Origin of the sequence: Variovorax sp. Varisp41 (assembly GCF_047325085.1) — a bacterium.
GTDB lineage: Bacteria > Pseudomonadota > Gammaproteobacteria > Burkholderiales > Burkholderiaceae_C > Variovorax.
The window spans coordinates 3,805,334-3,817,763 of the sequence record NZ_CP168540.1; the positions used below are offsets into that span (position 1 = coordinate 3,805,334).

A 12,430-nucleotide genomic window follows, 5' to 3' on the forward strand; every position below is an offset into this window, starting at 1 on the left:
GAGCGCGGCCGCGCACTGGGCCAGAATGGCCTTCCCCGCGCGAAGGAGCCCCCGCATGCCCACGAATCCCACCAACGCCTTCTACGCCCAGTCGGGCGGCGTCACCTCGGTCATCAATGCCTCGGCCTGCGGCGTGATCGAGACGGCGCGCCGGCATCCCGAACGCATCGGCCGGGTCTATGCCGGGCGCAACGGCATCATCGGCGCGCTGACCGAGGACCTGATCGACACCGGCGCCGAACCGGCCGAGGCCATCGCCGCGCTGCGCAGCACGCCCGCGGGCGCCTTCGGCTCCTGCCGCTACAAGCTCAAGTCGCTCGAGAAGAACCGGCGCGAGTACGAGCGGCTGATCGAGGTCTTCCGGGCGCACGGCATCGGCTACTTCTTCTACAACGGCGGCGGCGATTCGGCCGACACCTGCTTCAAGGTGAGCCAGCTCTCGCAGTCGATGGGCTATGCGCTGCAGGCCATCCACGTGCCCAAGACCATCGACAACGACCTGCCGCTGACCGACTGCTGCCCGGGCTTCGGCTCGGTCGCGAAGTACGTGGCCGTGTCCACGCTCGAGGCCTCGTTCGACGTGCGCTCGATGGCCGCCACCTCGACCAAGGTGTTCGTGCTCGAGGTCATGGGCCGGCACGCGGGCTGGATCGCGGCGGCCGGCGGGCTCGTGGCCGACCAGGGCATTCCGGTGGTGGTGCTGTTCCCCGAGATCGAGTTCGACAAGACACGCTTCCTCGTGCGTGTCGACGAACTGGTGAAGCGGCACGGCTACTGCTCGGTGGTGGTGTCCGAGGGCTGCCACCATCCCGACGGCACCTTCCTCGCCGAGCAGGGCACGCGCGACGCCTTCGGCCATGCGCAGCTCGGCGGCGCGGCGCCCGTGGTGGCGCAGATGGTGAAGGACGCGCTGGGCCACAAGTTCCACTGGGCGGTGGCCGACTACCTGCAGCGCGCGGCGCGCCACATCGCCTCGGCCACCGACGTGCGCCAGGCCTACGAGCTCGGGCAGCGCGCGGTCGAGCTCGCGCTGGAAGGCCACAACGCGGTGATGCCGACGATCGAGCGCACCAGCGATGTGCCCTATGCCTACGCCATCGGCAGCGCGCCGCTGGCCTCGGTGGCCAATGTCGAGAAGCCGATGCCGCGCGACTTCATCTCCGACGACGGCTACGGCATCACCGAGAAATGCAGGCGCTACCTGCTGCCGCTGATCGAGGGCGAGGACTACCCGGCCTACCGCGGCGGCCTGCCGGTCTACGCCACGCTCGGCAACGTGGCGGTGCCGAAGAAGCTGCCGCCGTTCGAACTCGCGTGATGGCGAACATGGTGCAGGCGCTCGACGCCACGCGCTGCCCGCTGTGCGGCGCGGCGAACCGCTGCGCGATGGAGATCGAGCGCGAGACCGGCCAGCCGCAGCCGCCGTGCTGGTGCATGGCGGTGGATTTCTCGCGGGCGCCGCTCGAGCGCCTGCCCGAGGCGCTGCGCGGCCAGGCCTGCCTCTGCGCGCGCTGCGCGGCGGGCGCTCAGGGCGACTGAACCGCGGGCTGGGCCTCGACCTCGGCCGCCTGCTCCTGTCCCTGCTCCTGCGCTTGCGCCACGGCTTCGGCCGCCGCCTCCACGTCCTGCGCCGTCACCAGCGAAGGCCCGCCATCGCCGCGCAGCTCGGTCACCACGCAGTGGATGAACTGCAGCTTGCCGACGGCGGTGCGCGGCAGCACGAAGGGATAGAAGTCGGGCTGGCCCATGCTGCGCGACAACTCGTTGAGCACGTTGGTCAGCCGCACCCAGCTGTTGATGAAGTCGAGGAATTTCGCGGCCTCGGGATGCTCGGGCCGCCACAGGTCCTCGGGCGTGAACAGGTCGCTCGTGAGCTCGACGTTGGTGGCATCGACGCCGAAGCTCATCGCGGTGTCGGCCGAGTCGGCCATGTGCAGGTAGTGGGCCCAGGTCTCGGCCCAGTCCTCCCACGGATGCATGCTGGCGTAGCTGCTCACGAGGCGCTGCGCCCAGTCGGGCGGCGGGCCCTGGTCGTAGTGCCGCTGCAGCGCGGCGCCGTAGTCGGCGCGCTCGTCGCCGAACAGCGTGCGGAAGTCCTCGAGCCAGGCCGAGGGCAGCACCAGCAGGTCCCAGTAGTAATGGCCGATCTCGTGGCGGAAATGGCCCACCAGCGTGCGATAGGGCTCGCGCATCTCGGTGCGGATGCGCTCGCGCACCGCGTCCTCGGCCTCCTCGGCATTGAGGGTGATGATGCCGGTGTCGTGGCCGGTCATCACGTGCGGGCCGCCCGGCACGTTGCTCAGGAAGTCGAAGGCCAGGCCGTGCACCGGGTCGGCATGGCGGCTCACCACGGGCAGCCGCAGCGCGAGCAGCTGCGAGATCAGGCGCCGCTTGGCCTGCTCGAGCTTGCGCCAGAGTTCGTCGTTGCCGGCCACCGAGAGATCGGGAATGGTGCGCGTGACGCTGCAGGCCAGGCAGTAGCCGGGCGCGAGACCGTGCATGTCGGGCGCGAGCGTCTGGCCGGGACGTGCCACCGGCACCATCCAGTTGCAGGCCGCGGGCGTCATCAGGTTGGCGCAACGCCGGTAGGTCGGGCCCTGCGGGTCGCCGAAGATGGTGAAGCTGTCGGGCTCGGCGACGGCGTTGCCGTTCGCGTCCTCGGCCGCGGCGGGCGCGAGCGGCACCACGCCGAGGCTGTCCTCCACGTAGCCCAGCGGCGTGTGGCAGGCCAGGCACTCGCTGTTGCGCAGGAACACGGGCCGCCCGCACTGGCAGCGGTAGGCGCGCGTGACGGTGGGCGCGGCGAGCTCGGCGGCCAGGGTGGTCGCGCCCTCGGCGGGCTCGGATGGGATGTCGTCGTTCGTCGCGGGCGTAGAGAGGTCCATGGTCGTCTTTGCGTTGTATCGGCGGCGGGTCGGATGCGGGACAGCCCGGGCATTGTGGAGCCGGCCCTTGCGCGGGCCGCCGCGCAAAGCCCGATATGCTTGTAGGACGACGGGCCCGGCATCGCCGACCTTCACGCCCGACGTTCCCCCACCGCCGATGACCCACCAAGAGACGCCCGAAGCCGCCCCGCCGGCCCCGCCCCCCGCCATGGGCCCGCTGCGCGCGCGCTATGGCGAACGCTACCGCTGGTACCTGCTGCTGTCGGTGATGGTGGGCACGATGGCCTCGATCATGTCCTCGACCATCGTCAACGTGGCGATCCCCGGCATGAGCCACCACTTCTCGCTGGGCCAGGAGCGCGCCCAGTGGGTGAGCTCGGGCTTCATGGTGGCGATGACGGTGTCGATGCTCACCACGCCCTGGCTGCTGGGGCGCTACGGCTACCGGCGCACCTACGTCGGCACGATGCTGCTGCTGCTGGCCGGCGGCATCGCGGGCGGCATGGCCAACGATTTTTCGCTGGTGCTGCTGGCGCGCGTGGCCGAGGGCCTGGCCGCGGGCGTGGTGCAGCCGATCCCGGCGATCATCATCCTGCGCGCCTTCGAGCCCCACGAGCAGGGCCGCGCGAGCGGCATCTTCGGCATGGGCGTGGTGCTGGCGCCGGCCATCGGCCCGAGCATCGGCGGCGTGCTGGTCGACCTGTTCGGCTGGCGCTCGATCTTCTACATGGTGGTGCCGTTCTGCCTCGCTTCGCTGTGGCTGGCCTACAAGTTCGTGCCGACCACCGCGCCCGGCGGCGCGGTCGCGGCACGCAGCGGCGGGCTCGACGTGCGCGGCCTCGCGCTCGGCACCGTGGGCACGCTGTGCCTGCTCAACGGCCTGGTGGCGCTGCGCGGCGATTCGCCGCTCGAGGCGGCCGCGCTGCTGGGCGCCGCGCTGCTCTCGTTCGGGCTCTTCATCTGGTGGCAGCGGCGGCTGGCGGCCGCGGGCGGCACGCCGCTGATGAACCTCGCGCTGTTCGGCTACCGCCAGTTCGCGATGGGCAGCGTGGTCGCCTTCATCTACGGCACCGCGCTGTTCGGCTCCACCTACCTGCTGCCGGTCTACATGCAGGTCGGGCTGCATCTGTCGGCCTCGCACGTGGGCACGATCCTGCTGCCGGCGGGCTTCGTGCTGGCGGCCACCATCGCGGGCGTGGGCCGGCTGGCCGACCGGCAGCCGACCTGGGCGCTGGTGAGCATCGGGCTGGCGCTGCTGGCGGCCTCGTTCGCGCTGATGATGCTGCTGCGCGCCGACAGCGCGCTGTGGCTGCTGGTGGCGTTCGCGATCGTCGGGCGCATCGGGCTGGGCTTCATCCTGCCCTCGCTGAACCTGGGCTCGATGCGGCCGCTGGCCAAGCCGCTGATCCCGCAGGGCGCGAGCGCCATCAACTTCGTGCGCATGCTCGGCGGCGCGGCCGGCGTGAGCCTGTGCGCGATCGTGCTCGAGTGGCGGCTGGCGGCGCACGGCGACTCGCTCGCCAACCCGCAGACCAGCCCGGCGCGGCTGGCGGCCTTCGACGAGGTGTTCGCGATGCTGGCCGGCCTGTGCGCGCTCGCGATCTGCGCGGCCTGGCAGCTTCGCATCCGCGCGAATCCCGGCGACGCGCCCCGCAAGCCGGGGTAAACCCCTGCGGGCAAACGGCCGCCCATCGATTTCAATTGTTATCAGTTGTATCGATTGGACGGTTTTCTCCCATGCATCGTCGGAACTTCATGGCCGCCTCGGCGGCCGCGGCCAGCCTTGGCCTTTTTTCCGTGGCCCGCGCGGCCGAGAACGGGGTCACTGACACCGAGGTGGTGCTCGGCCACACCGGCATCCTCAGCGGCCCGCTGGGCGCGCCGATCAAGGTGGTGATGTCCGGCGCGGGGCTGGCCTTCGACGCCGTCAACGCGCAGGGCGGCGTCTCGGGCCGCAAGATCCGGCTGGTGTCGCTCGACGACGAACTCTCGCCCGAGAAGGCGGTGGCCAACTACGAGAAGCTGCTCGGCGAGCACCGCGCGTTCGCCTTCTTCGGCTGCGTCGGCTCGGCCACCACCGCGGCCGCGGCCAAGGTGCTGTCGCAAAGCGGCGCGCCGATGGTCGCGGGCTATGCGGTGTCGGATTCGGCGCGCGAGAAGGTCATGGGCTCGGGCTACTTCGTACGCGCCACCTTCGCGCGCGAGGCGCAGGCGCTGGTGCAGCACCTCACGACCATCGGCGTGACGCGCATCGCCTCGGCCTGCCTCGACAACCCGGGCGGCGCCGAGGTCACGAAGCTGGTCGAGGCCGCGCTCGCGGCGCACCAGCTCAAGCCGGTGGCGGCCGTGGCGGTCAAGGGCGACGGCTCGACCAACGCCGCCATGGGCAAGGCGCTGGCCGACAGCAAGGCGCAGGCAGTGATCATGTACCTGGGCGGTGCCATCGGCGGCGAGGTGATGAAGAGCGCCTGGGACGCCGGCGGGCGCCAGATGTTCTACGGCATGTCGATCGTGCCGGGCGACGTCACGGCCAGGCTGGTGGGCGACAAGACCAGCGGGCTGGCGATCTCGCAGGTGGTGCCCTATCCCTGGAGCGAGGTCGAGCCGGTGGCGCGCGACTACCGCCAGCTCGCCGAGCGCGCCAAGGTCGACATCGGCTACCTGAGCTTCGAGGGCTACGTGAACGCGCTGGTGATGATCGAGTCGCTGCGCCGCACCGGCCGCGACCTCACGCGCGCGCGGCTGCATGCGGCGCTCAAGGCGATGAAGCTGCGCATCGCCGGCATGGAGCTCGACTTCACCGGCGCCAGCAACACCGGCTCGCGCTTCATCGAGATGGTCCGCGTGACCAAGGAAGGCCGCTTCCTGCGCTGACGCGGAAGCAAACCCGGGCGCTCGGGTAAGCGGGGGCGGTGTCTAATGGCCCCCATGTGTCAATTGCTAGGGATGAACTGCAACACGCCGACCGACGTGACCTTCAGCTTCACGGGGTTCGCGCAGCGCGGCGGCCGCACCGACCACCACGCCGATGGCTGGGGCATCGCCTTCTTCGAGGACCGCGGGCTGCGCCATTTCGTCGACCACCAGCCGGCCTGCGAGTCGCCGGTGGCCGAGCTGATCCGGCGCTACCCGATCCAGAGCCGCAACGTCATCGCCCACATCCGCAAGGCCACCCAGGGCGAGGTCAACCTGCAGAACTGCCATCCCTTCGTGCGCGAGCTGTGGGGCCGCTACTGGGTGTTCGCGCACAACGGCGACCTGAAGGACTTCCGCCCGCGGCTGCACGGCAACTTCCACCCGGTGGGCAACACCGACAGCGAGCACGCCTTCTGCTGGCTGATGCAGGAGCTCGCGAAGTCGCATGCGGGCGTGCCCAGCGTCGAGGAGCTCACGCTCACCTTGCGCGAACTCGCGCCCCAGCTCGCGCGGCATGGCACCTTCAACTTCATGCTCTCGAACGGCCAGGCGCTGTGGGCCCATGCCTCCACGAACCTCTGGTACGTGGAGCGGCGCCATCCCTTCGTGACCGCGCAGCTGTCGGACGAGGACCTCGAGATCGACTTCGCCCAGCACACCACGCCCCACGACCGCGTCGCGGTGGTGGTGACCGCGCCGCTGACCACCAACGAGGAGTGGACGGCGTTCGAGCCGGGCGAGCTGCATGTGTTCGTGGACGGGCAGCGCTCGGGGCACTGAAGCACCGGCCGCCGTGGCCTGCCGGCAACGGGTTGGCTGACGCCAGGCCGATGGCCCTGCAAACGAAACGTTTTTTCTGACACATTTTCGCAACATTGCAAGAAAGTATCGGTGGGAGGGCCTGAGGCGATAACAATAACGGTTCTCATTTGCGTGAATACGAACCGTCCATGCCCGCCTCCCCCGCCCTTCTCCGCGCCAGCCTCCGCCCGACCGTCGCCGCGACGCTGCTCGTCCTCCATGCCCTGACGGCCTCGGCGCAGACCGCCGCGCCGGCCCCGGCCCAGCCGGCCGCCGCACCGGGCGCTCCCGGCGCCGCGCTCGCCACCATCACCGTCGAAGCGAGCGCCGACGCCTCGGCCGAAGGCCTGGCCAAGCCCTACGCCGGCGGCCAGGTGGCGCGCGGCGGCCGCGCCGGCATCCTGGGCACCCGGGACATGATGGAAACGCCGTTCTCGAGCAACAACTACACCAACGAGCTGATCCAGAACCAGCAGGCCCGCAGCGTGGCCGACGTGCTGCAGAACGATCCCTCGGTGCGCGTGGCACGCGGCTTTGGCAACTTCCAGGAGTCCTATTTCATCCGCGGCTTCATCGTCAATTCCGACGACATCGCCTACAACGGCCTGTACGGCCTGCTGCCGCGCCAGTACATCGCCTCCGAGCTGTTCGAGCGCGTGGAAGTGTTCCGCGGCGCGAGCGCCTTCCTCAACGGCGCGGCGCCCACGGGCGGCGGCATCGGCGGCACCATCAACCTGCTGCCCAAGCGCGCGCCGAACGAGCCGCTCACGCAGTTCACGCTCGGCACCGCGAGCGGCTCGCAGTCCTATGCCGCGACCGACATCGCGCGCCGCTTCGGGCCCGACGACAGCGTGGGCGTGCGCCTGAATGCCGTCCACCGCGACGGCGGCACGGCGGTGAACGGCGAAAGCGTCAAGCTCGACGCGCTGGCGGTCGGCCTCGACTGGCGCAGCCGCGACGCGCGCATCTCGGCCGACATCGGCCACCAGGAGCACCGCCTGCGCAACACGCGCCCCAACGTCACGCTCGGCAGCGCCGTCACCGTGGTGCCCAAGGCGCCCGACAACGACACCAACTTCGCCCAGCCCTGGACCTATTCCTACGAGCGCGACACCTTCGGCTCGGTGCGCGGCGAATACGACATCACGCCGAACATCACGGCCTGGGCCGCGGCCGGCGCGCGCAGCAGCTACGAGAACAACTCGCTCGCGGGCCCGACGGTGTCCAACGGACTGACCGGCGCCTTCACCACCAGCCGCTTCGACAACACGCGCGAGGACAAGGTCAAGACCGCCGAGCTCGGCATCCGCGGCAAGGCGCGCACCGGCAGCGTGGGCCACGAGTGGGTGCTGGGCTACTCCTACTTCGACCTCGACAAGAAGAACGCCTACGGCCTGGGCCTGGGCACCGGCGGCACGCTCGCCAGCAACATCTACTACCCGCGCGGCTACCTGCCTACGCAGCTCACCTACCTGGGCAACAACCTCGCGAGCCCGCGCCTGAACGGCACCATCACGCTCAAGAGCGTGGCGATCGGCGACACGATGTCCTTCCTGGACGACCGCCTGCTCGTCACGCTCGGCGTGCGCCGCCAGTCGATCGAGACCAGCGACATCAGCTACCAGATCGTGAGCGGCGGCCGGCTGACCTCGGCCGGCGGCGCCGTCACCTCGTACGACCAGAGCCGCACCAGCCCGGTGGCCGGCATCGTGTTCAAGGCGCGCGAGGACCTGTCGGTCTACGCGAACTACATCGAGGGCCTGTCGCCCGGCGAGAGCGCTCCCGCGCAGTCGAACGGCCAGCCGGTGCTCAACGCCGGCCAGTCGCTGCGTCCCTACGTGTCGAAGCAGAAGGAAATCGGCGTCAAGTACGACGCCGGCCGCATCGGCGGCAGCCTGGCGCTGTTCAGCACCGCCAAGCCGCGCGCCTTCGTGGCCAACGGCTCGTTCCAGGCCGGCGGCGAGGACCGCCACCGCGGGGTCGAGCTCAACGTCTTCGGCGAGGCGACCAAGGGCCTGCGCGTGCTCGGCGGCGTGACCTGGCTCGACGCCAAGCAGAAGGAAACGGGCAGCCTCACCACCGACGGCAAGCGCGTGATCGGCGTGCCGAAGGCGCAGGGCAGCATCGGCGTCGAATGGGACGTGCCGGGCGTGCAGGGCCTGTCGCTCAACGGTCGCGTCGTGACCAGCGGCTCGAGCTACGCGGATGCGATCAACACGCTGCGCGTGCCCGGCTGGACGCGCCTGGACGTGGGTGCGCGCTACGTCACCGAGGTCGGCAACGGCAAGCTGCTGACCCTGCGCGCGCGCATCGAGAACGTGGCCGACCGCAGCTACTGGGCCTCGGTGGGCGGCTACCCGGGCTCGGGCTACCTGGTGCTGAGCAACCCGCGCACCTTCAGCCTGTCGGCCACGGTCGACTTCTGATCGGCGATCCTGGCTTCCTCGGGATCGAAAAAAAAGGCGCCCGGGGCGAAGACCGCCCCGGGCGCCTTTTTCATGGCCCTCAGGCCGCCTGCGCCAGATGCGCCTCCAGCGCATCGATGAACATCGCCGGCACGTCGAAGCCGGTCTGCTCCGTGATCTCCTGGAAGCAGGTCGGGCTGGTCACGTTGATCTCGGTCACCGAGTCGCCGATCACGTCGAGGCCGATCAAGAGCAGCCCGCGCGGCGCGAGCGCGCGGCCCACGATCTCGGCGATCTCGCGGTTGCGCGGCGTGAGCGGCTGGGCCACGCCCTTGCCGCCGGCCGCGAGGTTGCCGCGCACCTCGGTGCCCTGCGGGATGCGCGCCAGCACGAAGGGCGCGGGCTCGCCCGCGATGATCAGGATGCGCTTGTCGCCCTCGACCACGTCGGGCACGAAGCGCTGCACCATGATGGTCTCGGCGCCGTCCTTGTTGAGCGTCTCGACGATCGAGCCGAGGTTCAGCGCGTCCTGCTTCACGCGGAAGATGCCCATGCCGCCCATGCCGTCGAGCGGCTTCAGGATGATGTCGCCGTGCTGCGCATGAAAGTCGCGCACCGCCTGCGCGCTGCGCGTGACCAGCGTGGGCGCGGTGAACTGCGGAAACTCCATGATCGCGAGCTTCTCGGGATGGTCGCGCAGGGCGCGCGGCTTGTTCACCACGCGCGCGCCCTCGCGCTCGGCCTGCTCGAGCAGGTGGGTGGCGTAGATGTACTCGGCGTCGAAGGGCGGGTCCTTGCGCATCAGCACGGCATCGAAATCGGCCAGCGCCTTGGTCTCGACGATGTCGACGGCGTACCAGTCCTTCGGGTCGCCGGTCAGCGTGACCTGGCGCACCGTGGCCGTGACCTTGCCGCCCGACACCCACTGCAGGTCCTGCGGCAGGCAGGCCGCGATGCGGTGGCCGCGGCGCTGGGCCTCGCGCATCATCGAGAAGGTGGTGTCCTTGTAGATCTTGAAGTGATCGAGCGGGTCGGCCACGAAGAGGATGTTTTTCATCAGGAGGTCTTTCCGGCGCCCGGCGGGGCCGCCATGTTGCTGCTGTCGGTCGCGATGTTGCCGGAAGCGGCGAGGCCCTGGCCGGCCGGGGCTTTTGGCGGGCCCGGCCGTCTGCCGAGCCGCTGCACCGCGAGCGCGAACGCGCCCGCCACCACGCCCCAGAAGGCCGAGCCGATGCCGGCGAGGGTCACGCCCGAGAGCGTGACCAGGAAGGTGATCAGCGCGGCCTCGCGGTGCGGCTCGTCGCGCACCGCGGCCGCCAGTCCGCCGCCGATGGTGCCGAGCAGCGCGAGCCCCGCGATGGCCGCCACCAGCTCCTTCGGGAAGGCCGTGAGCAGCCCGGTCACGGCCGCGCCGAACAGGCCGATCACGACGTAGATCGCGCCGCAGCTCACGGCCGCGGTGTAGCGCCGCGCCGGGTCCTCGTGGGCTTCGCGGCCCATGCAGATCGCGGCGGTGATGGCGCTGAGGTTCAGCGCGAAGGCGCCGAAGGGCGCGAGCACCAGCGTGGTCAGGCCGCTGATCGTGATGAGCTTGCTGACCGGCAGCTCGCCGTAGCCGGCGGCGCGGATCGCCGCCACGCCCGGCAGGTTCTGCGAGGCCATGGTGACGACGAACAGCGGCAGCGCCAGACTCACGATCGCCTGCCAGTGGAACACCGGCATGACGAACACCGGCCAGGTCAGCGAGAAATGCACCGCCGACCAGGCGAGCTCGCCGCGCGCGGCCGCGAAGGCGATCGCCACCAGCAGCGTGAGCGGCACCGCGTAGCGCGGCAACCAGCGCTTGCCCACGAGGTAGGTGGCCAGCATCAGCAGCACCAGGGGCAGCGCGGTCTGCGCCGCGGTGAAGGCCGCGAGGCCGAAGCGCGCGAGCACGCCGGCCAGCAGCGCCGAGGCGATGGCCATCGGGATCCGGTTCATCGCGCGCTCGAACCAGCCGGTGGCGCCGGCCAGCACGATCAGCAGCGCGCAGACGACGAAGGCGCCGACCGCCTCGCCCATGCCGTGGCCCGCGCCGGCCACCGCCAGCACCGCGGCGCCGGGCGTGCTCCAGGCGATCATCACGGGCTTGCGCCACCACAGCGAGGGCAGCATCGAGGCCAGCCCCATGCCGATGCCCAGCGCCCACATCCACGAGGCCACCATCTCGGGCGTGGCGCCGAAGGCCTGCGCGGCCTGGAACACGATGGCCACCGAACTCGTGAAACCGACGAGCACGGCGACGAAGCCGGCGGTGAAGGCGGAAAGGCTCAGGTCCTTGAAGAAACGCATCGCGCGATTGTGCCGGGCCGGTCGCGCCGGGCCGTCCCGGTGGCGCGATGGTCAACAATTTCAGATCGATATGTCGACCATCGGGCACGAGGCTTGCAGGCGACCAGGGCATGACGACACGCTGGCCCGAACTGCTGCCCTCGCACGACCGCTTCGACTACCGGCCGATCACGCGCCGGCCCGACTACCGCTGGCCCAACGGGGCGCGGCTCGCGGTCTACCTCGGCTTCAACATCGAGCACTTCGCCTTCGGCGACGGGCTGGGCGCCTGCCTCGGCCCGGCCTCGCCGCAGCCCGACGTGCTCAACCACGGCTGGCGCGAATACGGCAACCGCGTGGGCGCCTGGCGCTGCCTCGAGCTGTTCGATGCGCTCGCCTTGCCCACGGGCGCGCTGGTCAACACCGCCCTTTACGACCACTGCCCGGAACTGGTGCAGGCGCTGGTGGCACGCGGCGACGAGCTGATCGGCCATGGCCACAGCAACGCCGAGCGCCAGGGCGCGCTCGGCGAAGACCACGAGCGCGCGCTGCTGGTGCGCTGCCGCGAGCGCATGGCGCGCGAGAGCGGGCAGGCGCCCGCGGGCTGGCTGTCGCCATGGATCTCCGAGAGCCCGCTGACGCCCGACCTGCTGGCCGAGACCGGCTACGGCTACACGCTCAACTGGTGCCACGACGACCAGCCGGTGCGCATGCGCACGCGCGGCGGCGGCTCGATCTGGTCGGTGCCCTATCCGCAGGAGCTCAACGACATCCCGATGATCGTGGGCCGGCTGATGGACGCGAAGGACTTCTGCGCAATGGTGCTCGACAACTTCGAGGAGATGCGCGTTCAGTCGCGCGCCCAGCCGCTGGTGATGGGCCTCGCGCTGCATCCCTACATCGTGGGCCAGCCCTACCGGCTGCGCCACCTGCGCGGCGTGCTGACGCAGCTGGCGCTCGCGCGCGACCGCGGCGAGATCTGGTTCACCACGCCCGGCGCGATCGCGGCGCACATGGGGCAGCTCGCGCTGGAACGGCCAGCGGACTTCGACTGAAAGCGGACAGCCGAACGCAGAAGAACGCCCAAAGCGCGCAGAGGTCGCGACTTCTGCG

The 12,430-nt window shown here is 70.6% G+C and carries 10 protein-coding genes; 7 read left to right on the top strand and 3 right to left on the bottom strand.

From position 1 onward, the window contains the following. The first annotated feature begins 55 nt into the window (after positions 1-55). Both ACEN9J_RS17525 and ACEN9J_RS17530 read left to right on the top strand, forming a co-directional pair. On the top strand, positions 56-1,318 hold the full coding sequence (locus tag ACEN9J_RS17525) for a 6-phosphofructokinase (protein ID WP_261209451.1): 1,263 nt from the start codon (positions 56-58) through the stop codon (positions 1,316-1,318). After that, positions 1,318-1,539 (top strand): cysteine-rich CWC family protein, encoded by a 222-nt coding sequence (locus ACEN9J_RS17530; RefSeq protein WP_413761645.1) that lies wholly within the window; start codon positions 1,318-1,320, stop codon positions 1,537-1,539. Before ACEN9J_RS17525 ends, ACEN9J_RS17530 begins: the two co-directional genes overlap by 1 nt. On the opposite strand, the gene ACEN9J_RS17535 is transcribed toward ACEN9J_RS17530, so the two are convergent. Continuing rightward, a complete protein-coding gene (locus tag ACEN9J_RS17535) occupies positions 1,527-2,885 on the bottom strand; it encodes a putative zinc-binding metallopeptidase (protein WP_413761646.1) in 1,359 nt (452 codons plus the stop codon). The genes ACEN9J_RS17530 and ACEN9J_RS17535 overlap by 13 nt on opposite strands. Before the next feature lie 157 nt (positions 2,886-3,042). Here ACEN9J_RS17535 and ACEN9J_RS17540 point away from each other — a divergent pair, with 157 nt between their 5' ends. The 4 genes from ACEN9J_RS17540 (at position 3,043) to ACEN9J_RS17555 (ending at position 9,028) form a co-directional block, all read left to right on the top strand. Next, positions 3,043-4,551, top strand: coding sequence for an MFS transporter (locus ACEN9J_RS17540; protein WP_261209457.1), 1,509 nt, complete (start codon positions 3,043-3,045; stop codon positions 4,549-4,551). A gap of 71 nt (positions 4,552-4,622) precedes the next feature. After that, the gene (locus tag ACEN9J_RS17545; RefSeq protein ID WP_413761647.1) at positions 4,623-5,759 is read left to right on the top strand and encodes an ABC transporter substrate-binding protein; all 1,137 of its coding nucleotides are present in this window, start codon (positions 4,623-4,625) and stop codon (positions 5,757-5,759) included. A gap of 54 nt (positions 5,760-5,813) precedes the next feature. Then, complete coding sequence (locus ACEN9J_RS17550) at positions 5,814-6,581, top strand: class II glutamine amidotransferase (RefSeq protein ID WP_057593847.1); 768 nt, start codon at positions 5,814-5,816, stop codon at positions 6,579-6,581. Between the two features lie 170 nt (positions 6,582-6,751). After that, positions 6,752-9,028, top strand: a complete 2,277-nt coding sequence (locus tag ACEN9J_RS17555; protein WP_413761648.1) for a TonB-dependent receptor — start codon at positions 6,752-6,754, stop codon at positions 9,026-9,028. Positions 9,029-9,107: 79 nt separating this feature from the next. Here the strand turns inward: ACEN9J_RS17555 and gshB are convergent, their stop codons facing one another. Further along, entirely contained in the window at positions 9,108-10,064 is a 957-nt protein-coding gene (gene gshB / locus ACEN9J_RS17560; protein WP_261209465.1) for a glutathione synthase, read from the bottom strand. Beyond that, positions 10,064-11,338 (bottom strand): benzoate/H(+) symporter BenE family transporter, encoded by a 1,275-nt coding sequence (locus ACEN9J_RS17565; RefSeq protein ID WP_413761649.1) that lies wholly within the window; start codon positions 11,336-11,338, stop codon positions 10,064-10,066. The genes gshB and ACEN9J_RS17565 overlap by 1 nt, the downstream gene beginning before the upstream one ends. 110 nt (positions 11,339-11,448) lie before the next feature. Between ACEN9J_RS17565 and ACEN9J_RS17570 the strand changes: the two genes are divergently transcribed. Next, on the top strand, positions 11,449-12,372 hold the full coding sequence (locus ACEN9J_RS17570; RefSeq protein ID WP_413761650.1) for a polysaccharide deacetylase family protein: 924 nt from the start codon (positions 11,449-11,451) through the stop codon (positions 12,370-12,372). The last annotated feature ends 58 nt before the right edge of the window (positions 12,373-12,430 follow it).